Source organism: Mastigocoleus testarum BC008 (assembly GCF_001456025.1).
Lineage (GTDB): Bacteria > Cyanobacteriota > Cyanobacteriia > Cyanobacteriales > Nostocaceae > Mastigocoleus > Mastigocoleus testarum.
Genome location: NZ_LMTZ01000167.1, coordinates 1 through 26,054 on the forward strand (window position 1 = coordinate 1; position 26,054 = coordinate 26,054).

Annotated in this window: 24 protein-coding genes and 1 pseudogene; 18 read left to right on the forward strand and 7 right to left on the reverse strand. The window is 36.6% G+C overall.

Translation table 11 applies throughout. From position 1 onward, the window contains the following. The 3 genes from BC008_RS44625 to BC008_RS49165 all read right to left on the reverse strand — a co-directional run. Positions 1–228, reverse strand: a 228-nt coding sequence (locus BC008_RS44625) for a DUF4277 domain-containing protein (protein ID WP_153009509.1), incomplete at its 3' end; no start/stop codon positions are given. A gap of 209 nt (positions 229–437) precedes the next feature. Continuing rightward, a complete protein-coding gene (locus BC008_RS44630) occupies positions 438–908 on the reverse strand; it encodes a hypothetical protein (protein WP_027846130.1) in 471 nt (156 codons plus the stop codon). Between the two features lie 231 nt (positions 909–1,139). Next, positions 1,140–1,346, reverse strand: coding sequence for a hypothetical protein (locus BC008_RS49165; protein ID WP_153009765.1), 207 nt, complete (start codon positions 1,344–1,346; stop codon positions 1,140–1,142). 164 nt (positions 1,347–1,510) lie between these two features. Between BC008_RS49165 and hisS the strand changes: the two genes are divergently transcribed. Next, positions 1,511–2,899 (forward strand): histidine--tRNA ligase, encoded by a 1,389-nt coding sequence (gene hisS, locus BC008_RS44640; RefSeq protein WP_027846131.1) that lies wholly within the window; start codon positions 1,511–1,513, stop codon positions 2,897–2,899. 142 nt (positions 2,900–3,041) lie between these two features. On the opposite strand, the gene BC008_RS44645 is transcribed toward hisS, so the two are convergent. Then, positions 3,042–3,836, reverse strand: a complete 795-nt coding sequence (locus BC008_RS44645; RefSeq protein ID WP_027846132.1) for a carbonic anhydrase — start codon at positions 3,834–3,836, stop codon at positions 3,042–3,044. Positions 3,837–4,949: 1,113 nt separating this feature from the next. On the opposite strand from BC008_RS44645, the pseudogene BC008_RS44650 reads away from it, so the two are divergent. Next, a pseudogene (locus BC008_RS44650) lies at positions 4,950–5,198 on the forward strand (c-type cytochrome); the annotation flags it as partial. Between the two features lie 609 nt (positions 5,199–5,807). Continuing rightward, on the forward strand, positions 5,808–6,635 hold the full coding sequence (locus BC008_RS44655; RefSeq protein ID WP_058184854.1) for a tetratricopeptide repeat protein: 828 nt from the start codon (positions 5,808–5,810) through the stop codon (positions 6,633–6,635). 314 nt (positions 6,636–6,949) lie between these two features. Here the strand turns inward: BC008_RS44655 and BC008_RS44660 are convergent, their stop codons facing one another. Beyond that, complete coding sequence (locus BC008_RS44660) at positions 6,950–8,380, reverse strand: flavin monoamine oxidase family protein (RefSeq protein ID WP_027846278.1); 1,431 nt, start codon at positions 8,378–8,380, stop codon at positions 6,950–6,952. A 438-nt stretch (positions 8,381–8,818) separates the two neighbouring features. Between BC008_RS44660 and BC008_RS44665 the strand changes: the two genes are divergently transcribed. From BC008_RS44665 to BC008_RS44675, 3 genes are all read left to right on the forward strand, one after another. Next, entirely contained in the window at positions 8,819–9,418 is a 600-nt protein-coding gene (locus tag BC008_RS44665; RefSeq protein ID WP_027846279.1) for a superoxide dismutase, read from the forward strand. A gap of 363 nt (positions 9,419–9,781) precedes the next feature. Then, positions 9,782–9,994: a hypothetical protein gene (locus BC008_RS44670; protein WP_036268273.1), complete on the forward strand. Its 213-nt coding sequence runs from the start codon at positions 9,782–9,784 to the stop codon at positions 9,992–9,994. Positions 9,995–10,332: 338 nt separating this feature from the next. Continuing rightward, the gene (locus BC008_RS44675) at positions 10,333–10,818 is read left to right on the forward strand and encodes a hypothetical protein (RefSeq protein WP_027846281.1); all 486 of its coding nucleotides are present in this window, start codon (positions 10,333–10,335) and stop codon (positions 10,816–10,818) included. A 58-nt stretch (positions 10,819–10,876) separates the two neighbouring features. Here the strand turns inward: BC008_RS44675 and BC008_RS44680 are convergent, their stop codons facing one another. Continuing rightward, on the reverse strand, positions 10,877–11,185 hold the full coding sequence (locus tag BC008_RS44680) for a TIGR03792 family protein (RefSeq protein ID WP_027846282.1): 309 nt from the start codon (positions 11,183–11,185) through the stop codon (positions 10,877–10,879). Between the two features lie 299 nt (positions 11,186–11,484). Between BC008_RS44680 and BC008_RS44685 the strand changes: the two genes are divergently transcribed. From BC008_RS44685 to BC008_RS44695, 4 genes are all read left to right on the forward strand, one after another. Continuing rightward, positions 11,485–11,808 (forward strand): phasin family protein, encoded by a 324-nt coding sequence (locus BC008_RS44685; protein ID WP_027846283.1) that lies wholly within the window; start codon positions 11,485–11,487, stop codon positions 11,806–11,808. A gap of 242 nt (positions 11,809–12,050) precedes the next feature. Continuing rightward, the gene (locus tag BC008_RS44690) at positions 12,051–12,605 is read left to right on the forward strand and encodes an FKBP-type peptidyl-prolyl cis-trans isomerase (RefSeq protein ID WP_027846284.1); all 555 of its coding nucleotides are present in this window, start codon (positions 12,051–12,053) and stop codon (positions 12,603–12,605) included. A 74-nt stretch (positions 12,606–12,679) separates the two neighbouring features. Next, positions 12,680–12,808, forward strand: coding sequence for a hypothetical protein (locus BC008_RS52405; protein ID WP_268768297.1), 129 nt, complete (start codon positions 12,680–12,682; stop codon positions 12,806–12,808). A gap of 173 nt (positions 12,809–12,981) precedes the next feature. Next, complete coding sequence (locus BC008_RS44695) at positions 12,982–14,055, forward strand: DUF3616 domain-containing protein (RefSeq protein WP_027847077.1); 1,074 nt, start codon at positions 12,982–12,984, stop codon at positions 14,053–14,055. A gap of 164 nt (positions 14,056–14,219) precedes the next feature. Here the strand turns inward: BC008_RS44695 and BC008_RS44700 are convergent, their stop codons facing one another. Continuing rightward, entirely contained in the window at positions 14,220–14,624 is a 405-nt protein-coding gene (locus BC008_RS44700; protein WP_027846492.1) for an NIL domain-containing protein, read from the reverse strand. A 148-nt stretch (positions 14,625–14,772) separates the two neighbouring features. On the opposite strand from BC008_RS44700, the gene BC008_RS44705 reads away from it, so the two are divergent. The 8 genes from BC008_RS44705 (at position 14,773) to BC008_RS44740 (ending at position 26,036) form a co-directional block, all read left to right on the forward strand. After that, entirely contained in the window at positions 14,773–15,366 is a 594-nt protein-coding gene (locus BC008_RS44705) for a thioredoxin family protein (RefSeq protein WP_027846491.1), read from the forward strand. A gap of 861 nt (positions 15,367–16,227) precedes the next feature. After that, positions 16,228–17,286 (forward strand): hemolysin family protein, encoded by a 1,059-nt coding sequence (locus BC008_RS44710; protein WP_027846490.1) that lies wholly within the window; start codon positions 16,228–16,230, stop codon positions 17,284–17,286. Between the two features lie 486 nt (positions 17,287–17,772). After that, on the forward strand, positions 17,773–19,092 hold the full coding sequence (gene urtA / locus BC008_RS44715; protein WP_027846489.1) for an urea ABC transporter substrate-binding protein: 1,320 nt from the start codon (positions 17,773–17,775) through the stop codon (positions 19,090–19,092). A 449-nt stretch (positions 19,093–19,541) separates the two neighbouring features. Beyond that, positions 19,542–20,759: an urea ABC transporter permease subunit UrtB gene (gene urtB / locus BC008_RS44720; protein ID WP_027846800.1), complete on the forward strand. Its 1,218-nt coding sequence runs from the start codon at positions 19,542–19,544 to the stop codon at positions 20,757–20,759. Between the two features lie 218 nt (positions 20,760–20,977). Beyond that, entirely contained in the window at positions 20,978–22,078 is a 1,101-nt protein-coding gene (urtC, locus tag BC008_RS44725) for an urea ABC transporter permease subunit UrtC (protein ID WP_027846801.1), read from the forward strand. A 186-nt stretch (positions 22,079–22,264) separates the two neighbouring features. Further along, the gene (gene urtD / locus BC008_RS44730) at positions 22,265–23,014 is read left to right on the forward strand and encodes an urea ABC transporter ATP-binding protein UrtD (RefSeq protein WP_027847014.1); all 750 of its coding nucleotides are present in this window, start codon (positions 22,265–22,267) and stop codon (positions 23,012–23,014) included. 35 nt (positions 23,015–23,049) lie between these two features. Further along, positions 23,050–23,748: an urea ABC transporter ATP-binding subunit UrtE gene (gene urtE / locus BC008_RS44735; RefSeq protein ID WP_027847013.1), complete on the forward strand. Its 699-nt coding sequence runs from the start codon at positions 23,050–23,052 to the stop codon at positions 23,746–23,748. Between the two features lie 1,100 nt (positions 23,749–24,848). Beyond that, a complete protein-coding gene (locus BC008_RS44740; RefSeq protein WP_153009766.1) occupies positions 24,849–26,036 on the forward strand; it encodes a hypothetical protein in 1,188 nt (395 codons plus the stop codon). Positions 26,037–26,054: the final 18 nt, after the last annotated feature.

Here is a 26,054-nt window from a genome sequence, read left to right on the forward strand (position 1 = left end):
ACAAGCTATTTGCTCAAAAAACTTCGGGAACATATATAACGGTTTAGACACAAATCCTAATCCGTTTAAAATCATTGCTTTGACAACATGTCCTGCACTGACTTTTTCTCCTGGTTTTGACCCTAATAAATCATTAATTATTTCTACTAATCCAATGGAATCTACGATTCCTGCTACTATCCCTAAATGGTCTATATTTTGTATTTCAACATCTTTTATATCAAACATAAAAACAGAATTTTACAACACAATTCTGTTTAAATTCTCACATTATTATTTCGAGCAAAAATATTTTCTTACTTTTTTAAGAATCTTTTTAGCCTCATCAAAGACTTCAACTCAAAATACTTTTTGATAGATCCCAAATTTAATGAGATAACTTCCCATTAGTCTCATGAATATCTAAGTCTTGTTTAATAAATATGTACTAAAAAATCTCATCCCCTTGGTGTGTGACAGTTAGGGTGCGGAAGATGGGTTAAAAGTGTAGAGTTAATATCTTTTTTTAAAAAGGTAATCGTATCTCCAACAAATTTATGAGAATCCCTTACTAGTTTCTTTTGGTTTTCGCCAGTGGTACCAAATTCAAGTTTATCGGGGTGAACTTCTTTTATTAGTTTTAGTAAAGCTACTAATGTCGTAGAGACTTCTAGAATGTCACCATCCCATTTAACTTGAACTTGTTCAGAGTGTTTTCTAATTAAGTTAATGCGCTCCAATTTCAGTAAGGCTTCATCACCATCAGCCCATTTAACTTGAATTTTCTCAGAATTTTCTCCAAATGAGTTTATGTGCTCCAGTAGCAGTAAGGCTTTAACAAGAGCTAACGCACGTTCTTGGGCTTTTTTTCCTTTGGCGTATTTGCGTCCGATAGTTCTATTTTCACCTCCTCTAGCATCGTTTCCCATAAACTAGCTCTCGACAAAGTTTTTGAATTTTTGAATCTGCTACTTGCTTTAAGTGGCTGTAATAAAAAGCTGTAACAAAAAATTAATATTTTGCAATAAAGCATGCTTAAGAAAAACTTCCTAAGCACTCAAAACCCTATTATAGATAATTTGTGAGAAGCGCTTTGAAATTTAGTTGCTGTTTCTTCTCAAGCAAACAATTCCATATTAAATCAATTTAGCTAACACCTTTTAGAGAAGATCCATTCCTCCCTTGGGGGAGGTTAGGTGGGGGTTAGTAACTTTCGGTGAAGTTGAGAAAGTTAGGTGGGGGTTAGTAACTTTCGGTGAGGTTGGGAAAGTTAGGTGGGGGTTAGTAACTTTCGGTGAGGTTGGAGTTAGGTGGAAGTTAGTAACTTTCGGTGAGACAACTTGTTCCTTGTCTCTGGCAAGGAACACATTACTGGAGGCTCTGCCTCCGGTACAATACACGAGGCGGAGCCTCTTGCGATGGATTCCCAGGCTGAGCCTAGGAACCAGATCATACAAAAAAATTAAGCTTTCCCCCAGTACCGCTAAACTGATGAATGTGAATTCATCAAACGAAAGCAGTAACTGAAGAAATGGCAAAGGCAGATAAAATAAATTTTACGACTCCCAGCGGGTTCCCAGAATTTTTACCTGGGGAAAAGCGCCTTGAGGTATACTTACTTGATACAATTCGCGGGGTATTTGAAAGCTACGGATTTACCCCCATCGAAACTCCAGCAGTAGAACGCTTAGAAGTTTTGCAAGCCAAGGGCAATCAAGGCGATAACATCATTTATGGTATCGATCCAATTTTACCCCCCAATCGACAAGCAGAAAAAGACAAAGCTGGTGAAAGCGGTTCCGAAGCCAGAGCTTTAAAATTCGATCAAACCGTTCCCCTCGCAGCTTATATTGCTCGTAACTTGAATAATTTAACTTTTCCCTTTGCTCGCTACCAAATGGATCCAGTATTTCGGGGAGAAAGAGCAAAAGATGGACGTTTCCGTCAGTTCCGTCAGTGTGACATCGATGTAATTGCTCGTCGCGAACTCAGTTTGCTATATGATGCTCAAATGCCAGCAATCATTTCTGAGATATTTACAGCAATTAAGATTGGCGATTTTGTAATTCGGATCAACAACCGTAAAATTCTCACCGGTTTCTTTCAGTCGGTCGGTGTAGCGGAAGATAAAATTAGATCCTGCGTCAATATTATCGATAACCTGGAAAAAATCGGCGAAACCAAAGTTAAGCAAGAATTAGACAAAATTGGGATTTCTGCAGAACAAACCCAACAGATTATTGATTTTATTAAAATTGATGGTACGGTCGAACAAATTTTAAACGAACTTAAAAACTTAACCGAAAAAATGCCAGAAGCCGAGCAATTTAAGTTGGGAGTAACTGAATTAGCTACAGTAATTTCTGGAGTCAGAAATTTGGGAGTATCAGAAAATAATTTTTGTATTGATTTATCTATTGCTCGCGGTCTTAATTATTATACCGGTACAGTTTATGAAACTACATTAATTGGACATGAAGCCCTAGGTAGCATCTGTTCTGGGGGTCGATATGAAGAATTAGTAGGGATGTTTTTAGGTGAAAAAATGCCCGGTGTGGGTATATCAATTGGTTTAACTCGCCTAATTAGTCGTTTACTTAAAGCTGGTATTCTTGATGTCTTACCTTCTACTCCTGCTCAAGTGATGGTGGTAAACATGCAAAACGAATTAATGCCTACTTATTTACAAGTTTCCCAACAACTTCGTCAAGCAGGAATTAATGTTATTACTAGTTTCGACCAACGTTCCTTGGGTAAACAATTTCAACTAGCAGAAAAACAAGGTATTTCATTGTGTGTAATCATTGGTACTGAAGAAGCAAAAACCAACAAAGCAGCACTCAAAGACTTGAGAAATCGCGAGCAAATTGAAGTTACTCAGGAAGAACTAGCCGCGCAAATTCAAAAAAGGCTTAGTTAACAATTATTTTCGGCAAAACGTACTAATCTGTAGAGACGTTGCATGCAACGTCTCTGCAAATATCCTAGTTACTATCGCTAATATCATGATGTTTTCCTAGTTCCCCTTCCCGTTCCCTTTTCCCCACTCCCTCCCTATAACATCAAGATTGCGATCGCAATAAAAATCTCCGGTTCAAACTTTGTACCGGTCTTGCATTCATCGGAAATAACTCAGCAAATGTCTGTACCTGTAGATTGGATACCTCAACTGGTTTTTGTAAAACAATCCAATGAACGTTTTCCGAACAAGGAGGAGTTGTTAGAGAACCATGATAGCGATAAGAATTTAGGTCTGTTGGTAATAAGTTAGTAGCATTAATGGTTACATCTGAACTGATTTCTTTACCTCTTTGTGTGTTTGGTATTGCTTTCCAAATACTCTCTAAAGTTTTATTCTCCTCACCTTGTTTGAGAAGTACACCCAATACAGCAAAAGCTCCCTGATGATTTTGATGGACTAGATGTAACTCCATGGGAAAACTTTCATTATCAATCTTGTGCTCGCTGGGATGATGGAAATGGAATTGCACTAACTCGTAAGACTCCCCATCTACAGTTAAGAAACTTCCTGGTTCGTAATTCACTTGAATAGTATGACCATTATTGATAACTTTCAGGGGAGAATTTCCATAGTTAACTTCTAACTCAGGAAGATCCGCTCCAATTGCAGATGAATCTATATTAATTGGTGACTGACTTCTTCCCGATTTACAACTGGAAAATTCAGGTGATAACTTAGCCCAGTTACCTGGTCCCTCTTCACCGATATAACCCCAATGAACTTTACTAGTTTTATTTGAGGCTAACACTGAAGCTCGGAAACTCAAACTTGCTGTGGTAGCTGCGAATCCAATCCCAGACCAGGTCAAATTTCTTAATAATTTTCTTCTACGCATATGTCTTCTCTTTTACAACAAGAATCTAAAATCAATAATATTTGATGTATCTATGTAAAATTTGGTATCTGCTGATTCAGTACTGATACGCGAATATCTATATGTGCAGTACTAATAGATTAATTATCCATCGACAGATAAATGCTGAGGATTAATACGAAAATATAATCCTTTTCACTAGCAATTAATCTATTTAATATTTACTGCTATTAACTTTATTTGTTGGGAATATCTATAATTAATTCGTAATGAGCACTATGCTGTGCAACAAATAAAATTAAACCATCACAGATTTACAATTAATTAAAATAGGGATAACTTATAACATTGATTGTCTAACCTAAACTAATCACAATTAATTAAATAACCAAGCTCCTAGAACTTAGGCGTTTTATATGTCAATAAAAAATAAAAATCATAGGTAACACGAAAACACTCCCCAAAAAAAATAAATCAAATTTAGATACAGTTTATTAATTATTTAATTTCATGTCTGATTTTATCTCTGTAAAAATCCACTAATATAACCACATCAATAAAACAGTGGCTATCTGTGAATAACACTTTCTTGCCAAGAAAAATAAAGAAAGCATTATTCACAGCTATTTTTCTGTCAATCCTCAAATTTATTTAGGGAACACTAATTGCCGACCTAAAAATAGTGACGTTCAGCAAATGTTTATTTTTTTGAAGGATTATTAATAAGATTATATACATTTGCAACAGATACAATCATCCCCAAGAAAGAGATTTTTGCAAATGTTTTTTAAAGCTTTGACACCACCCATTACACAAACTTAATATATCCAAACATAGTTCTCCTTGTATAATTTTGCTACATTCATACCTATGAAGAAGTTACTATCTATTGTATTTTTGGTACTTCCTTTATTATTTTTTACCTACGGTTGTGACAAAAGTGAAGCAGTAGTTGCTCCAAGTGTCAGCAATAAACCAACAACAGAAATTACCTCTGTAATCGAAACTGAAAAAACTACAGAAAAAGTTAAAGTAATTACGGATAAATCTACAGAAGAAGCTCAAGAAGTTACAGATACACAAACAGAAACAGCAGTAAAAGAAGTTACAGAAGTGGCTATGTCTCCAGAGCATAATGGGGGAGAAATTTTCAAAGCAAATTGTGCTGCTTGTCACGCCGGTGGAGTAAATCGTATTATGGCGAATAAGTCTTTGATGAAAGACGACCTCGTAAAATATGATATGTATTCTCAAGAGGCAATTATTTACCAAGTGACTAACGGTAAAAATGCGATGCCACCTTTTAAAGGACGTCTATCTCCTGAAGAAATCCAGACAGTTGCAGATTATGTATTGCAGCAAGCCGATAATGGTTGGTCTTAAACCTAATTAGCTAGCGCTATTTTAGAATAAATAAACTCACAATTTACCTTTGCCTTACAAGCAAATCCTCAGCTAGAGACGTAATATTATGCCCGGTAAAAAACTTGTGAGAAGTTTCGTAGTTGCGCTTTAGCGCTAAGATTTGCCTGTAGCCCTAAAGCGCAACTACAAACCAACATATTTTTTTGTAGGTAATTAAGCGTACATGATATAACAGATATCTCCGCAAAAGAATGTAGAGACGTTGCATGCAACGTCTCTACAGCTATACAGATTTAATTTTCCACAGAGGTCTAATATATTTATTGCATCTCCATATAACTATCACTAAGCTTATAGAAGAAGTAATATATCAAAAACTATATATTTGTAAATATTTAAGCGATCGCTGTAACAATAGTATTAGAAACAATATACACAATTTTTTTGCAAGTGTGGTGCTAAAAGGTTAACTAAGCCCGATAAACGCCTAAAAGGCGTTCCGCGAAGCGAACGTTAGTTACTCAATTTATAAACATGAATTGTATTTATCGCATCTTCATTTGCCTGAGTATAGTATTTTCGGTATTATTCCTACCTATTCGGACTGAAGCTTGGGCAATAAACGATATGAGCGTAAATGCACGAGCAGTTCTAGAATCAGGTGTTAATCAAATACAAAAAGGTAAATATACAGAAGCGATAGAAAGTTTAACCCAAGCAATTGAGATCGATCCTGATTTAGCTCAGGCTTATTATCATCGTTGTTCGGCTTACCTTGAAACTTCAGATTATCAGCAAGCTTTAGCTGATTGTAATCTAGCGCTGGAGCAAAACAGCAGCAATTTTGAGGCTTATCTGAATCGAGGTTTGGTTTATTACCGTTTGGGATTGCTAGAAGCTGCAATTACGGATTTTAACCATTTACTTAATCTACATCCCCAAGATTATCGACTTTACTACAACCGAGCATTAGCGCGTTTTGACCAAAAGAAGTACAAGCAATCGATCGCAGATTATAATAATGCACTTCAATTAATGCCTCAAACTGATACTCGTAAGCTAGCAGAAGTTTACAACAACCGAGGTGTAGCATACCTCAAACAAGAAAGTTTAGGAAGTGCTATTTCTGATTTTTCCCATGCAATCGCGTTAGACCAAAACGATGCTAGTTTTTACTGCAATCGGGCTTCTGTATGGCGCAAACAAAAACAATATCAAAATGCGATCGCAGATTTTAGTAAGTCAATAGAAATTAATCCCAAACAAGGTGCAGCTTATCTCGGACGTGGTTTTACTCTTTACCAGGTAGATAAGCAAGATAGTGGATGGGATGACTTATTTCAAGCTGCAGCTTACTTTTATACTCAGGGAGACACAAATAAATCTCATCAAATTCTTTACTTTATTGAGATTTTACGTGACCGCGAGCAGTTGAGCGATGCTCTGGAAACTTAGCGCTATGCGCAAGTCATTAGCGTCGCGTGTCTGTAGGACATAAGTTTGCTACTCGCAGGTTATTCTAATCTTGAATTCTGACTTCTGTTAGCGCAGCGTTCGCGGTAGCGGAGCGTTAGCACATGCGCGACCTAGTAGTCTTTTCATTAATTATGACGGATTGGTTTGTTGTCAAAACCCCCGTAGAGACGTTGCATGCAACGTCTCTACAACCTATCAAAACTAATGAAAAGGACTACTAGCGTAAGCGTACTGTAAGTATTGCGCATAATTCTGACTCCTGACTCCTGACTTCTGACTCCTGCGGTAAAACTTCATCCAATAGCAGTAAATATTTCCTTTGCAACTCGTTCTGCAGATTCTAAAGCTGACTCCATTCCAGGAGATGCGATCGCAGTATGTTCTCCAGCAAAGTGAATTCGTCCCCAAGGTTGAGCCATAGCATCTCGAAAACGACTGATTTGTCCGGGTGCAAAGTAAGAATAAGCTCCTTTTGCATAAGGATCCTTACCCCAAGAGACTAATTTTATGATGTCCACATTGTTTACCATCGCAGGGCGAATTTTCTTGATTTCAAAATTAAAAAATTGTGATAGCTCTTTTGTGGACATGGTGTCTAGCATTTGAGCGTTTTTTCCATTTACCCAACAAATTAAATTTGTGACTTTTTCTGCATTGTCCCGAATTGGAATAATTCTTTGTAATGGAGAATCTGTCCAGGTCATGGGTGGATAATCATCTTTTTCCCAGAAAGGCTGAAGAACTTTTAAATAAATCTTTGTGACTGCTGTATAGGATAATTCTTGTACCGCTTCAGCCTGTTTCTCCGGTAAAGCTGGTGCAATCTCCACTTCGCGCAATACAGAAAATGGTAAAGTAACTACAGCGTAATTAGCCTTGAATCTTGAGTCATCTTTACAATTCACTTCCACACCAGTTTTGCTAGATTTGATCGAAGCTACCACCTTATTAGTCTTTACTGGAGATTTTAACGCTGCTGCCATTTTTTCTACTAAACGGCTGTTACCACCTTTAATATGTATGGGTTTTCCAAAATAATCCTGAAATTTTCGAGCATGTCCCAAAGACCACAATGCAGAGGTAGTATCCAGACCATTGGTTATGTAAGTCGGTTCCATCAAACGAATAGCTTCATCTGAAGCACCTTTACTACGAAGATATTTCTCAAAAGAAATGTCCAAATCGCTATGCTTCGGATCGGTCCAAGCTGTAGAATTTTTCAGAGGATTATTCTTCTGCAAATAATGCACCAGCAAGCGTGGTGGAATTATATTTCGTTCATTTTCTGTAAGTTTATTAGCTGTAGATTGAGCCCAGTTTTGTGCTGTAATAGATTCTCCCCTGATATGAAGAAGCAGTTCTTTTTCAAAAGGTTGTGCTTCTTCCAAAGATAATTTCAAGCGTTCGGTTAAGTCCAACAATCGTTGGTATTTTTTTCCGAAGCTGATTGCTCCTGCTTCTGGCTTTCCGGGTAAATCATCTAAAGTATGAACTCGACCACCAATGCGATCGCGTGCTTCCAAGACTGTCACCGAAACACCTTTAGCTTCTAACAGCAAAGCTGTATATAAACCAGATAATCCCGCACCTAAAACTAAAACTGATGTAGGTTTTTTGGTAGACGCTATTACCTGTTGTGACGTGCGTCCCAAAACTGCTAATGTGAGGGCTGATTGGCTGACTCCCCACAAAAATTCTCGGCGATTCCAACCCTTATTAGACATATCCTGTATTTGTTTGTAATTGTTTATTTATAGTTTTTCTAGAAATATCTTCTAGAAATATCTTCTCAGGAGTTATGTTTTTGTTGTATTACAAACAATTACGATATACAGCATCTATCTCACTGATTTAAAAATAGAATATTTTTAACACGATTTAGATCTGCAGAGATTTAATATTCTATATCTTTACGCTTATTTATTAACTGAATATTATTTACTTGTGACTCATTATTCCTAATAGGATAAATAGTAGTTTTCTTATCGATTAACTATCCCCCTCCGAGGGATGAGGATTATATGAATCCAGTTATTAAGTTATTATCAAACCGCAAATGGGTTACCTTAGTTTCTTTTTTGTGGATAACAAATTTTTGATTTTGTTACACCAAATAGAAGCAGTAAATGTTACCTAGCGATCACTAAAAGAGGCAGAACACTATGGCATACGCACTACCAGATTTACCCTATGATTACACAGCTTTAGAGCCTTATATTTCCAGAAAAACTCTTGAGTTCCATCATGATAAACACCATGCAGCCTATGTTAAAAAATTTAATGATGCTGTTAAAGGAACGGAACTAGATAGTAAATCTATTGAACAAGTCATTAAAGCAGTTGCAAATGATGCGAACAAAGTTGGCATTTTTAATAATGCAGCCCAAGCTTGGAATCATAGCTTCTACTGGAACTGCATGAAACCCAATGCTGCTGGAACTCCTACAGGAGAACTAGCAAAAAAAATTGATGCTGATTTTGGTAGCTTTGAGAAATTTGTTGAAGCTTTCAAAAATGCTGGTGCAACTCAATTTGGTAGTGGATGGGCTTGGTTAGTACTTGATAGCGGAACTTTGAAAGTCAGCAAAACTTTAAATGCAGATAATCCTCTCACTAGCAATCAAATTCCACTACTAACTATGGATGTTTGGGAACATGCTTACTATTTAGATTACCAAAACAAACGTCCGGAATATATTGATACTTTTCTCAGTAAACTTGTTAACTGGGATTTTGTCGCAGAAAATCTGACTGCTGCTTAGCACTGATTTTTCATATTTATTCCCACCCATTTTAAATATTGGTAAAAGGATAGCGCAGTCGGAATTTATACTTGATTGAAGGAGGAAGGGAAGGTTGATGGTGTATGAATAACGTCACACTATCATCAGGTATAAGTACAGGTGCGACAAGATTTTTCTTGCTCTCAAATTTTCTTTGCTTATGAGGGCTGACGTAAGTTTTTGGCATTACAGCTAACTTAATTTCTATCCTTTTACCTTTTATTTAGATTGATAAATTATGTTTACACAAATATTAAATCTAACTTCAAAAGGCTGTTAATTAGAGCTACTAAAGAGTTTTTGTACTACCCTAATAATTAAGCAAGGGCAAAACCAATACTAATGATAAATCCCGATTATCCCCATATTGTTCTTTCCTTCATCTATCGCGGAGTTAGGATTGACGTTGATCGAGGTGAGTTGGATGGAGAATCTACTTATGCGGTTTGGGTAGATTATGATACCGGTTGTGCCATGGCTGTACCTTACGCTCGTTCAAAGATAGAAGCGATAAGAAAAGCTAAAAAGTGGGTCGATAAAAGATTTGGGTTTTAACAACAAGGGAACAGGAAGGAACGATATGTTTTCTGTTACTGCTGGCTAAAAAACAGTGGGTTCAAGTTCTTCACAATATGCTGGAGCCATCGTCCTTACTGTTCAACGCATTCACTGTTACATTTACAGTTTTGAGTTATTAGAGTTTTCAAAACTTTTGATACAAAGATAAAAGCGACACCTCAAACAAGAATGATTTATTGCTTCCCGCTCTACAATGGAAATATAGCTCAACAGTTAAAATATTACTGATAATAAGGGACGGGAGATAACATATTCTCCCTATCCCAGTCTCTTTGATCCGGCGAATTATCAAAACCTACTCTAAAAATCAGATTATGGATTTTGAACCCAAAGACAACGCCGAAGAAACTCCAGAAGATCTGGAATTCGCTGAACCGCAGAAACGTAAGCCGTTAGAAATCTTACGCGACACGGAAGCCTTCTTGCGTCGTCCAACAGTTGGTGCAATTGTGCCAATTGTATCGCCCGAACTAAGTAAACGTATAGAAGAAGCTTCATTTATTGCAGAAGACACTTTAAGTGAATTAGCAGAAATTGATTTCGACCAAATTAGCGATTGGGAACTGCGACCAGCCCGAATCAAGATTGGTTTAAGCTTCGTCGGTTTTTCTGCCTTAACAATTCTTGTGTTACTACTATATTTAACTACACTGCACCCAGAACTCAATCCCACTCAACAAATTGGTCTATATTGGCGAGAATACGTTTGGTTTGTTTGTTTGGGTGTGACAGGAATGTTTATCTTGGGTAGAGAAGCTATGCGTCAAGTGGAAAAACCAAGAAAATCTCCAAAACGTTAAATTTAGTTGGATTTCTATAGCTGAACTTCTATGGTTGAACTTCTATGGATTTATGCATTTACCTGCGAGGAAATTTTCGGACTTGATACTCCGATGACTCTGTCATTTCATAATTAAAATCCAGTGACGAATCAAATTTAGCTTCGATAAGATCCAAATCTTTCTGTGGTATGCTCTTCCACTGTTCTCGTGTTTCCCACTGCACTATTATTGTCACTTCACCTTTATCATTGGGATTAATCCAAACTTCCTTTCCTAAAAACCCAGAATATTTTCTTAAAGCGTTAGTCCAAATATCTTCATCCTTTTGAATAAATTTTTCCCGTACCGCAGGATCCATTTTAAACTTGAGTAACTCAATAACCACCTTTCTTTCATTCCTAGCTTGAATTTGTCAGAATAGAGCTGTAGAGGTGAGGAAAACATATTGACCCTAGCAGCACAACTGTATATTCTCATTTAATACCAAGTAATAAATAAAGTTATAGGTATAAAATAGTGATTCTAAAATGTACTTGATTAAAATGCATTTGATTAAGGACTTGATTTTAAGGACTTTAATTGATGGATATCCAAAATACAGTGCAAATTTGGGGTCAAGTAAGTTTTAAGGATAAATTTTAAGAATAAAAATTCAAGGATAAGAAATTTTAGAGAGGAGAAAACATGGATAACAACAACTGGATGCAACAGTTACTAATGCTCGGTATTGGTACGACATCAGTTATGGCGGAAAAACTGCGAGAAGCCAGTGAAAAAATGGTAAAGGATGGCAAACTCGATCCAGAACAAGCCAAAGAAGTTATGGATGATATGGTAGAACAACTCAAATCTGAGCAAGATAACTGGGGAACCAATATGGAACGACAAATGCGCAATATGATGCAAGATTTGGGAGTTGCTCGTCAGTCAGAAGTGGACGAACTGAGAGGAAGAATTGATCGCTTAGAACGTCAAGTCCGCGATTTAGAAAATAAGATGTGGCGTTGAAGATATGTAATTTGGTAGTAAAAAATAAATATATCTTGCACCCCTCCCGCTGATTTCTTCCTCACAATCATGGGAGGGTTTATTGATACTGTAGTAATAATACCTGCATTTAAATGTATCAAAATCCTCATCATAAGAATTGCTTAAGTTCCAACTGGTACATTTGCCATAAACTGATAAACTAAGATTTGTTTTACTAGTAATCCCAATTCCCAGACACCTTTAATTAGGAAGGAGTGATTTTGAAAGCAATTCTTCTCAGCGCGACTTTCGTTGTTATTTGTACTGTGGTCTTGGTATTCGCACAAATTAGTGGTGAAAAACCACAGTCCGCTGTTGCTAACCCTATTAACACTACCGTTGCAACATCAGATAACGTAAACGAAAATAATACTTTAATCGCAAGCAAAGATATGTCCGATCCAAACGTCGCTGCTACCCCCTCAGGAGAAGAGAACGTTGTTACTACCCCTTCAGGACTAAAATATGTTGTCCTTCAAGAAGGAAGTGGAGCAACTCCTGAAAAGGGACAAATTGTAACTGTACACTATACCGGCACTCTAGAAGACGGAAGTAAATTTGATAGTTCGCGCGATCGCAATCGTCCTTTTGATTTTAAAATCGGTGTTGGACAAGTAATTAAGGGCTGGGACGAAGGACTCAGTACAATGAAAGTGGGCGAACGTAGAAAGCTAATTATTCCTTCTGAATTGGGATATGGTTCTCGTGGTGCTGGTGGCGTCATTCCTCCCAATGCAACTTTAATTTTCGATGTGGAATTGTTGAAAATCAAGTAATTATCAAATTTTTAATTGTCAAATTTTTAATTGTCAAATTTTTCACAGATAAAGGATGAAGTGAATTTAGAAACGTGATACGCTCGCGTTTCTATTTATTTTATGAGTTATGGATGCAGGTCAAAACTAAGGAGTTAGAAGTCAGGAGTCAGGAGTCAGAAGTCAGGAGTCAGAAGTCAGAACAGACCGCGCAATACCTATAGCTGCGCTACCTTGCGGATCCGGTACGCTACGCTAGCGACGTGAGCAGGAGTCAGAAGTCAGGAGTCATGACTAGTGACTGAGCAATTATCAATTACCAATTACCAATCACCAATTTTTACGTATATAATAAATCTTCAAATTTACGCAAAACACTTTTATATATTAGTCAAAGATGCCAAATTCAGCTTTAATCAAACAAGTATTACTTGTGTTTGGAAAAGATTATCCAGAACACCGGGAAGACCTTTCAGCGGTATATTTAAGCCCTGATAACTATTTATGGTTGGGTTCCGATGAAACCTCAACAATAGAAAGATTATCTAAGGTAGATGCAGAAAAATTTGCCGATCACAAAAAATTTAGGGTTGCAGAATTTATTGATTTACCAGCCCCAGAAGACGAAGAAATAGATATTGAAGGAATTAGTTATCACGATAATTATTTATGGTTTGTTGGCTCCCACAGTTATAAACGGAAACGAGTCAAACCAGAAAAATCGGATCAGAAAAATCTCAAAAGACTTGCAAAAATCGTAACAGAACCTAACCGTTATGTTCTCGGTCGTATTCCTCTGATTGATGGTGAATTATTATCATCTTCTCCCAATCCGGATAACCCAAAACTTGAGTTAACCGCAGCAAAATTAGAAATAACCGAACAAGGAAATACACTTATGGAGGCTTTAGCTGAAGACCCCCATCTCGGAGCTTTTATTAAAGCCGCAATTCCTGGTAAAGATAATGGGTTTGATATTGAAGGAATAGCTGTTGTCCAAAACCGAATTTTTCTTGGTTTGCGCGGTCCCGTATTGCGGGGATGGGCAGTAATGTTAGAAATTGAATTGGAAGAATCTGCTCCAGGATTATTAAAGTTAAAGGAAATTGGCTGCGATCGCGAATTATATCGAAAGCATTTTATTAACTTAAACGGTTTGGGAATTAGAGATTTATATTTGGACGGCGAAGATTTATTGATTTTAGCTGGTCCAACAATGAATTTAGATGGTCCTATATGTATTTATTCTCTAGAAAATGTAGTTAATCTCAAAGAAAATACATTCACCACACCAGAAATTGTAATGCAAATTCCCCATGGCAATCGCGACGATCACGCCGAAGGAATTACCTTGTTTCAAGATACTTGTGGAGAAACTCGGCTCTTGGTAGTTTACGATTCACCTTCACAAACCAAAAGATTAGTAGGTAAAAGTAGTGTTATCGCCGATGTGTTTAAGTTTGGGGATTAGGGATTAGGGATTGGGGATTGGGGAAAGTGTGGGAAGTCTAAGAAGTGTGGGAAGTGTGGGAAGTTTTGAAAATAGTATAATATTGAAAATCTAGGTATTTGGAAAAGACGCGGTCTGTTCTGAATTCTGACTCCTTACTTATTACTCATTACTTCTTACTTCTACTAAAGGTTAGTCGAAATCGCCTCTACTGGACAAGTCGGAATACATTGTTCGCAGACAATACAACGTTTTTGAGTAAAGGTTAATTTGTAGGTTTCCGGACTGAGAGTTAAAGCCTGAGTAGGACAAACACCCGTACACAAGCCACAGTGAACGCATTTATCCTCATCGATTAAGATCTCACCTAAAGTTTTAGAAACCGTAATGCTGTTGGATCGCATCCATTCAACAGCTTCATCTAATCGGTCAATGTCCCCCGAAAGTTCCACTACTAATTTACCAACTTGATTCGGTGCAACCTGAGCACGGATAATGTTAGCTGCAACGTTAAAGTCTTTTGCTAAGCGATATGCAATCGGTATTTGGATCGCACGTTTGGGGAAGGTAAGAGTAACTCGCTTTTTCACAGGTTTATAATCGGTTTTTTTTAGTTGTAACGTATTTGTCAAGCAAATATAATTACCATTCTCCAAAATTTAAACCAGTTCGGATAGAGAAAGACAGGGTTAAACTGAAGTAAGATACCAGCACTTAATAATTTTTGATAAATAGGCAATGTCTACGGATTCATCTGCAAATTCTCCAATCCAAACTGAATCCACCACAACTGGAAAACGACTGCGAAACTTCCTAATCGCAATTGTTGCAATTATCCTTGGTGTGACTTTACTTCTGGGAGTACGAAGTCAAACAACAACAACTTCTCTCGCAGAATTGGACAGCAAGTCTACTCCCCTAGAAGTAGCAATGACAAATGGAAAACCCTCATTAGTAGAGTTTTATGCTAATTGGTGTACAGTTTGTCAAAAAATGGCACCAGATATTGCTCAATTAAAGCAAGACTATAGCGATCAAATTAATTTTGTAATGCTAAACGTCGATAATACCAAGTGGTTGCCAGAAATGGTCAAATACCAAGTTGATGGTATTCCTCATTTTGTGTATCTGGATAATGGTGGAGTCACAATAGCCGAAGCTATTGGCGATCAACCCCGCCAAATTATGACAAGTAATCTAGATGCCTTGGCGAATAATTCCGATTTGCCTTATGCTCAAGTGAGCGGTCAAGTATCTGAATTTTCTACTCGGGTTGCACCTGTTAGCAGTCAAAGCGATCCGCGCAGTCATGGTAGTCAGGTAGTTAATTAGATCGGGTAGTTAATTAAACCAGTGCATTTACTCAACCTAGTTTCTATATCATTTATATAGATTTCTAAGTTACAAAATTTTGTTGATAATTTGCACTACTAGTGACTTACGCAAATCTTTTAGTACATACAGAGGCTTAGAAAATAATAATTTTGTAATAGCTATACCCCATTGTACGTAGCGGGTTACAAATTTACTGACCCTCTCGATGTTGTTATTAGATTTGCGTGAGTTTCAAATTTTATCTGAGCTTATTTAACTTATCTAACATATCTAACCAATGCCATCATAAAACTGAAGTGTTTCTTTCTCAACTCATTACAGAAAAGAACGAATAAAAAGTATTTTCCCATTAGATTGATATTCCGGAAATAAGTATTTCTGGGATTTATTGGCGAAAAATTGCAATTATTTTTCTTCTGAAGCCGTTTATTTACGACAGGCTGCTATTTTATCAACCGCAGTCAAACGAAACACCCAATTCAAATACCTGAAACTATATATGAACCCTTAGATACCAACCATTATTCTTTAGTAATAGCAATGGGAGGACATTTGGGAAGTTATCAATTAAAATAGGATATTTTTCCAGCACACTTAATTGCTTTTTTCTTTAACTTAATTTTTCCTGGATTAACTAATTGATTTTACAATTACAAATAGTTTATTAATTGCAATAGGAAAAAATTAGGTTAATAAGATTTATCTCCCAAAATACTCTCAGCAAAAATACTACTTATGAAGTGGTAAGGAAGAGAGAAATTCGATGGATAGAGGGTGTACCTTTATCTACCCGATAGTATAAACTTTTTTGGCAGTTCATTAATCTTTACTATTTCTTCCCACAATTGGGAACTAAAAATGTTTCAACTTATTTTTGTTGTATTAACGGTTATCACAGGTTCGGCTTTGTGTTCTGGGATCGAAGTCGCATTATTTTCAGTTTCCCCCCTCAGAGTTAAACAATTAGCACAATCAAAAAATCCTTCTGCTCTAGCACTTCTGGCGATTCGCGAACATATGAATCGACCAATTGCAACTATTGTTATTATTAATAATATATTCAATATTATCGGTAGTATTGTTACAGGTAGTGTCGCCACATCGGTATTGGGAGACCGGTGGCTGGGAGTTTTTTCGGGAATATTAACTTTTCTAATTATTATTTTTGCAGAAATAGTACCAAAAACTATTGGTGAGCGTTACGCGGAACAAGTTTCCATGTTAGCAGCTATTCCTGTTGCCGGGTTAGCTCTTATATTTACTCCTTTAGTGTGGGTAATAGAATTTGTCACCGCACCAATTACTAAAGGAAAGAAACAACCAACTACTAATAAAGCAGAAATTAAATTATTAGCAGATATTGGACATCAAGAAGGAATAATCGAACGCGACGAAGCAGAAATGATTCAAAGGGTATTTCAGTTGAGCGATCTAACTGCGTCTGATTTAATGACACCACGAATTATGTTGACTTATTTACGTGGTGAATTAACTTTGAATGAAGCAAAAACAGATATTATTTCCTCACAACATACCCGGATTATTATCATTAATGAATCAATTGACAGAGTAATTGGAGTTGCTTTAAAACAAAACCTACTAACAGCAATGGTTGAAGGTAGATACAATCAAAAAATTGCGACCCTAACGCGTAAAGTCAGATTTGTCCCAGAAACAATTCGAGCAGATAAACTCCTCAAAAGTTTTCTTGATGCTCACGAACATTTAACGGTGGTAGTAGATGAATATGGTAATGTTTCCGGTGTTGTGACTCTGGAAGATGTTCTAGAAGTCATTACTGGCGAAATTGTCGATGAAACAGATAAAACTATTGATTTACAAGCTATAGCTCGGAAAAAGCGAGAAAAAATGTTACAGTCCATGAGTCTGGATTATCGAGCTTTAGATAAAAACTAGCCTACATTATGGTGTTTTAATGATTTCAATAGAGAAATAAGACAAAACGAAATATTAAAAAATAGCTGATACTTTATTTTCTCTCAAAAAACAATAACCTAAATAAATAAGAGACGAAAAAATATGCAGTTACTAACAGATATACCAAGGTAATATGATGTTTTTTCGTTAAAAAATAATAGATATTTTTGTCACTGAAAATATCTATTTAATTACAAAAATAAGTTTTTAGAGATAAATAATCTTGATTTTTATCCTATTTTTAATTTGCTTTATTGGTCGAATTAGTTAATAAAAACAACTTTTTGTAAAATTTCTTGTAAAAAAGGTATATGAAGATACACTTTAATGAGAAAGTATCAAATTAATATCAGTAATGTATAACATTTTGCACTTTTATGGTTACAGAATAATGTCAACTTCGTAGTGTATATGCTTAATTAACTTTAATTAAGGAAATTATATCTTTTGGGTAAGTAAAAGAACATGAAAAACAGATTTAATAGAAGAATTTTCTTAATTTATGGTATAGGTGCATTTGGTACGAGTGTTTTCTTAAAGGCTTGTGCTAATGATTCACCTGCTTCTACAGAAAACCCATCAGAATCTACGACAGACTCATCCACCACAGAGACCAGCAATGGTCAGACTATTAAAGTAGGAATTCTACATTCCCTCAGCGGTACAATGGCTATTAGTGAAAGAAGTGTTGTAGATGCAGAAAAATTAGCCATCAAAGAAATTAATGCTAATGGTGGAGTTTTAGGCAAACAAATTGAAGCTATTCTTGAAGATGGGGCTTCTAATTGGGATACTTTTAGAGAGAAAGCTAATAAACTTATCGACCAAGATAAAGTTGCTGTTGTTTTTGGTTGCTGGACTTCTGCTAGCCGCAAAAACGTTAAACCTGTGTTTGAAAATAAAGACCACATGTTGTGGTATCCGGTCCAATACGAAGGTCAAGAGTGCTCGCAAAATATTTTCTATACCGGTGCAGCACCAAACCAGCAAATTGAACCTGCGGTTGATTGGTTATTAAAAAATAAAGGTAAAGAATTCTTTCTAGTTGGTTCCGATTATGTTTTTCCCAAAACAGCCAACCAAATCATCAAAGCACAACTAGAAGCAAATGGTGGTAAAACAGTCGGAGAAGATTACTTACCATTGGGTAACATCGAAGTTACACCTATTATTAGCAAAATTAAGCAAGCCTTACCCAACGGTGGAGTAATTTTTAATACTTTGAATGGAGATAGTAATGTAGCTTTCTTCAAACAATTGAAAGGTGCAGGTATAACACCAGATAAATATCCCACCATGTCCGTTAGTATCGCTGAAGAAGAAGTGAAGGCGATTGGTGTAAAGTATCTCAAAGGTCACTATGCAGCCTGGAATTATTTCCAAACAGTAGATACTCCTGCAAACAAAAAATTTGTTGAAGCTTTCAAGAAAGAGTATGGAAGTGATCGCGTAACTAACGACCCAATGGAAGCAGCATACATTGGAGTTTACTTGTGGAAGCAAGCGGTAGAAAAAGCTGAAACAACTGATTTAGAGAAAGTTCGTGCTGCTGCTTACGGTCAAACTTTAGAAGCACCGGAAGGAAAGGTGATAATGAATTCCAATCATCACCTGTCTAAAGTTGTTCGTATTGGTGAAGTCAGAGATGATGGTTTGTTTGAAATCATCAATGAGACTCCCACTGCTGTCGATCCAGTACCTTGGAATCAGTTTGTCACTTCTACTAAGGGTTTTGCTTGTGATTGGTCGGATCCGACGAAGGGTGGTAAATATAAGACGACTTAGGGGTGATGAATGAGTAATAAGTAATGAGTAATGAGTAATGAGTAATGAGTAATGAGTAATAAGTAATGAGTAATGAGTAACAAGTAATGAGTAATGAGTAATAAGTAATAAGTAATAAGTAATGAGTAATAAGTAATGAGTAATGAGTAAGTAATGGGTAATTGGTAATTGGTTTATCTATTATCAAATATCTAAAAAAGAGGTTTCAAGAACAAAAGATTCCAAGAGTGTGTTTATAAATAAAATATAAAAACTTGTAGGGTGTATTAGGCGTGCGAAATAATATCTTTTTTAGGTCATCTTTCTCATCGTGTCGTAACGCACCGCTATATACGATTAATATTCATTCTATAAACGCACTCTGATAAAAATAAATTTCCAGAGAAAAATCCTAAGAGAAAGAAAAATACTATATCCTAATTTGAAATTTTCGGGGGAAATTAAAATAAGTGTTAGCAAGTTTTTTAGATGTTTTATTTAATGGTATTAGTACTGGCTCTGTATTATTAATTGCGGCTTTAGGACTTGCTATTATATTTGGCTTGATGGGTGTAATTAATATGGCCCATGGTGAGTTAATGATGTTGGGAGCATACACAACTTTCATTGTACAGAACGTATGCAAAGAATTAGGTGGAATCTGGTTTGAGAGTTATATATTTTTTGCGATTGTCACTGCTTTTTTATTAACTGCTGTCTTTGGTTTAATTCTAGAAAAAGGGATTATCAGATATCTTTATGGTAGACCTCTAGAAACTTTACTTGCAACTTGGGGTGTAAGTTTAATACTCAAGCAATTTGTCCGCAGTGTAAATTGGGTATTATTTATTGGAATCAGTTTATTTTGTTTATTATTTTTTGGTGGTTTATGGATTTTGAATTCTCGTTTTAATTCTCATTTTAATTTTATTCGGTTTCGTAGTTGGGTTATAGGATTATTATTTTCCCTCTCTTTAGCAGTATCGTTCACAACAGCTAATTTCTTCAGTCAGACCTATAAACTATCAGTTAATCAACCTTGGTTTGGGGCTCAAAATGTAGACGTTACTGCTCCTACTTGGTTGCAAGAAGGATTAAATTTTAGTGAGTTAAATATTCCTGTGTGGTTAAAAGAAGATTGGGGTTTAGGAACTTTATATTTCCCCTATACTCGAATATTTATCATATTTTTAACTATTGTTTGTGTTACAGGAATTTATCTATTCTTACAACGTTCAAGATGGGGATTAAGAATTCGTGCTGTAACCCAAAATCGAGATATGAGTGCTTGTTTGGGTATCCCTACAGAAACAGTTGATGGAATTACCTTTGCACTTGGTTCGGGATTAGCTGGAATTGCTGGAGCTGCAATTAGTTTGCTTGGATCTGTGGGACCAAATACCGGACAAAATTATATTATTGATACTTTTATGGTTGTTGTGGTTGGAGGTGTAGGAAATTTTTTGGGCTCTATCATCGCAGCATTGGGGATTGGTACGGCTAACTTTTTAATTGCTTCTGGTACTTTGACTTTTCTGTTTGCTCCTATCCCACCTTTAGTTGATTTTTTTAAGTTTTTTTCTACCACTAGTATGGCAAAAGTGATGGTTTTTGGATTAATTATTACATTTTTACAATGGAAACCTACTGGAATTTTCGCTCAGAAAGGTAGAAATGTCGAGTTGTAGTTTTAGGGAATGGGTAATTGGTAATTGGTCATAGGTAATTGACCTCTTAATTTATTTTAATTGCGGTGCGTTACGGCTTGCGCTTAACACACCCTACGAATTTTATAATTTGTTTAATTCAAGTTTGTGGGTAATCAATAAATATCAAAATATTAAATAAATTGAGATTCGATAAATTCAGAAGATTATGATTTTTAAAAAAATTAAAGCTGAAAAACATGAAACTTAAAGGGGGAAAATCAATATTAATTGAGGTGGGATTGGTAATCGCGATCGCACTCGTCTTGATTTTTATTATGCCAGTTATACTTTCAGATTTTCGCTTGAATTTATTAGGAAGATTTCTATCACTGGCGATTGTAGCTTTAGGTATAGATTTAATTTGGGGTTATACCGGTTTACTAAGTTTGGGACATGGTATTTTTTTTGGTTTGGGTGGATATGCGATCGCTATGCACCTTAAATTACAAGTTCCAGAAGGTGAATTACCAGATTTTATGGGTCTTTATGGGGTGACAGAACTCCCTGAATTTTGGGAACCTTTTCATTCGTTTCGCTTTGCTGCGATCGCGACTTTTCTTATTCCCACTGTATTTGCAGGATTATTAGGATATCTCGTATTCAGAAACCGCATTCGAGGTGTGTATTTTTCAATTTTGACACAAGCTGCAACAATCGTTTTCTTTAACTTCTTTAACGGACAACAAAAGCTATTTAATGGAACTAATGGATTAATAGATTTTACAACTTTATTTAAGTTAAAAGTTAGTGAATACAGTACCCAATATATTTTTTATAATCTCACAATAGTTTTCCTGGTTTTAACATATTTTCTTTGTCGGTGGTTAACAAGTGGACGTTTTGGAAGGGTACTAATCGCAATTCGTGATGATGAAAGTCGAGTGCGCTTTTCCGGTTATAACCCCACAGATTTTAAAGTATTGGTATTCGCTGTTTCTGGTGCGATCGCAGGAATTGCAGGAGCATTTTACACTCTCCAAAGTGGTTCGGTTTCACCTAAAACAATGGAGATTGCTTTTTCGATTGAAATGGTAATTTGGGTTGCTGTTGGAGGACGCGGAACATTAGTCGGAGCAATATTAGGTACGTTATTAGTAAATTATGCTCGTACCTTTTTCAGCGAACAATTTGCAGAATTCTGGTTATTTTTTCAAGGTGCGCTGTTTTTAATAGTTGTGACGGTACTCCCTGATGGTGTTATTGGATGGTTACGTAGTGAAGGGATAGAATTAATTAAAAAAAAGAGAAAAGTTTCAACTTATCCTGCGCTAGAAGAATCTGAAGTACAGGGAGATTGATAGGAGAAGTCAGAAGTCAGAAGTCAGAAATCAGAATTTAGGATTTAAGAATTATTCCTTAATATGTTCTTCCAAATACCTAGATTCCCAATATTACACTATTTTCAGAATTTCCCACACTTCCCACACCTCCCACACTTCCCACACCTCCCACACTTCCCACACTTCCCACAAGTGGCTTCCACCATGAACCCTAAAATCTTACAAACCCAAAATGTCACTGTCAGTTTTGACGGTTTTAAAGCATTAAATAATCTTAATTTCAGCATGGATGTAGGAGAATTACGCGTTGTAATTGGTCCCAATGGTGCTGGTAAAACAACTTTTATTGATGTAATTACTGGTAAGGTAAAGCCTACGGAAGGAAAAGTTATTTTTAAAGGTAAAAATATTCGTTCTTTTCAAGAACATGAAATCATCCGTATGGGTATTGGTCGGAAATTTCAAACACCTCGAATATATCTCAATCTAACAGCTAGTGAAAATCTAGAACTGAGTGCAAATCGTAATAAAAATATTTTTTCTACCTTATTTGTAACTTCCAAGAAAACAGACAAATATAAAATACAAGGATTGCTCGAAACTATTGGTTTGACTTCCAAAGCAAATATCAAATCAGCTTTTCTTTCCCATGGGGAAAAACAACGTTTAGAAATTGGAATGTTAGTCGCCCAATCTCCAGATTTATTGTTGGTAGATGAACCTGTTGCAGGTTTAACGGATGAAGAAACTTATAATGTTGCACAGCTACTTTTAATGCTTGCAGAAAGCCACTCAATTCTTGTAATTGAGCATGATATGGAATTTGTCCGAGAAATTGCGAGAAAGGTAACAGTTCTTCATGAGGGTTCGGTTTTATGTGAAGGTAACATTGAAGAAGTACAAAATGACCCTCGCGTTATCGAAGTCTATTTAGGACAACAAAATAATAATTAATCTCAAATAATATATATAAAATCTAGTCAGAATTAATGTTACAAATATCTAATTTAAATGTTTATTACGGCGAAAGTCATATTCTACGGGACGTAGATTTGAGCGTCCCTGAAGGTCAAATGGTGTGTTTAATTGGACGTAATGGGGTAGGGAAAACAACCCTAATGAAAACAATTATGGGTTTACTTAAACCTCGCAGCGGTACCATTAACTTTTCCGAGACTATTATCAACTCTAAATCTCCCGACCAAAGAGCAAAAATGGGAATTGGTTATGTTCCTCAAGGGAGAGAAATTATTCCTCGGTTAACAGTGAAAGAAAACTTATTATTAGGTTTGGAAGCAAGAAAAAATCGAGTAAGAAATCCAGATATACCTGAAAGTATTTTTAGATTATTTCCCGTTTTAAAAACTATGTTATCGCGCATGGGTGGCGATTTAAGTGGAGGACAACAGCAACAATTAGCTATTGCTCGTACTTTAATGGGAAAACCCCAATTACTTGTATTAGATGAGCCTACTGAGGGTATTCAACCATCAATTATTTTAGAAATTGAAGCTGCTGTTCGTAACATTGTCGAAACCACTGGAATTTCTGTTTTATTAGTAGAACAACATTTACATTTTGTGCGTCAAGCTGATTATTACTACGCGATGCAGAAAGGTGGTATTGTTGCTTCTGGTTTAACGAGCGAACTCAGTCAAGATGTGATTCAAAGATTTTTAGCCGTTTAAAGTTTGATGTGAGAAATTAAAATCTAAATCTCATCAGTGTCTTGGTTTCAAGTTTGATCTAAGATTATTATCTCGCGAGAGTGATGGAAGAGCGGTAAAAATAAAAAATATATCTTACGCTATCATATCAAGTCCGCTTAATTAGTTACTATATAGCCCTATTGAAAAGACGGCGGTCATTACCTAATAACCATTTTACTCATTACTTATTACTTATTACTTATTACTTATTACTTATTACTTATTACTTATTACTTATTACTTATTACTTCGCCCCTACAGATATGATAACTGTTTAGCCGGACGTAATATCACGCGTTCGCAGGAAATATAGCACTACGCAACTAGGTTAGGAAATTGATCAACGCTCAAATCTATCATTGGTAAACCTTTCGTCGTCTTCCTGTGTGGTCCATTTTTACTTTTTGCTTGTGCGTAGCGCTATATTTTTAATCATTTCATTAAAGTGTATTTTAATACTTATTGTCAGATCCTAGTATATGATTAGCAACCGATTAATACTGGGTAGATGAAGCTTAATAAGGGGAGCAACGAGATAAATACTAGCCTCAAAGAGTTATTTAAGTTACTAACTTTTCTCGGTACATAATCTTAATGCATCTATGACAAGCATTTTTTAGCTTGGCACCTGGACGATATGTTTTCAAAATTCCAGTATTTCTATTTTGGAGAAAACTATGCCACTTATAGATATAAATATTGATACACAGAGCGAATATAGTTTTGAGGAGCTAGTCGCAAGTTGGTTTCAAGAATGTACGCCTAAAATATTAGTTGTAACCGACGGGTTAAACTATTCGCCGACGAGTGACTTTGGACTGACCGAGTTTGTCAATACGTTACGTGGTTCAACTGTTCATGGCATGACGCCCATTGTAATTACCGCCACATTTAACCCCAATGGCACCTTATCCTACAATTCAGCCACTCAGCACATCACCAACTTTAAGTTTACGGATCAAGCACATGGTTTGATCAAATCACGCTACGACGTTGTGCTGATGCTCTCAGTTGACGGAGAATTTTCTACGAGAAAGCTGACGGATGAAGCAGGCGCACTAAATGCGGTGATTCAATTTATGCAAGCGGGCGGCGGTATCTTTGCGACGGGGGATCATGCCGATCTTGGTGCAGGTATGTGCATGGATATTCCCCGGGTAAGAGCTATGCGCTATTGGAGGTTTGCGGATACACCTAGTGCTAGTGGTCAGGATCGCCTTACCACCAATCGACCGGGAAGTAATGATAGTTATGATTTTGAGGATCAGTCTGACGAATTTCCACAGCGGCTCTACGTTAACTACCGCACTGAAGCAGGTGGTATTGGCAGCGCTCATCCTCTACTGCAGGTACCGGGGAATAATCCCGTTCGTGCGATCGAGGTCTTTCCCGATCATCCTCATGAAGGTGAGTGTGTTGTGCCCTCAAATCTCAATACCAAAATGCCGGATGGAGCAACTGACGAATGGCCTATTAGTACTGCTGGAGGAATACGCATTTCGCCAGAGGCTGTAGCTTTAAGCATGTCTCATGGCAATGCTTTTGTGAACAATAATAATATTACGACTAAACAAGCCGTAACACCACGATCTTTTATCAGTATCTGTGCCTACGATGGTCAACTAGCTAATGTTGGTAGAGTCGTTACTGATGCTACCTGGCATCATTTCGTCAATGTAAATATTCTTGGAGATCTGCCAAATCTGCCTCCCGGACGGCAAGGACTAACCGGACGTAACCTAGACGATATTAAACAGTATTACCGTAATATCGTAACTTGGCTGATGCCTAAGAATGTGCGAATGTGCTCTCGATACCCATGGATTATTAGACATATGGTGCGTTTCCCGCTCTATGAGGAATTGAAGCCGATGCCGTTTGACCAAATTGAAAGTAAACATCTGCGAGAAATAGGTTTGCTGGTTGAAGAAGCACTTGTCAAACGAGAGCCACAATTTCATGTTAAAGAGTTACTTAAAGACGCACTAGAGCAGGCTTTAGGTCCAGATGCAACCCTCAAACTAAGCGAGTTTAGGCAAGAATTTGGCAAGATATCTGCCCGCGATGCTGGTTTAGCCGCATTAGGAGCATTGACAATGGCAACGGCAAATCTAGTCAATGAACTGCAAAATCAGGAACAGGTCAAAGGTGAAGAAGTCTTTGGACCAATGGCTCAGGAAGCAATTGCCTTAGGCGTGCGTCGCTACCTCAAAGAAAGCCAAGCTGAACTACGCAAAATGGATGCTTTGATTGCAAGTATTGAATAGTATTGGTCGGATTTACGC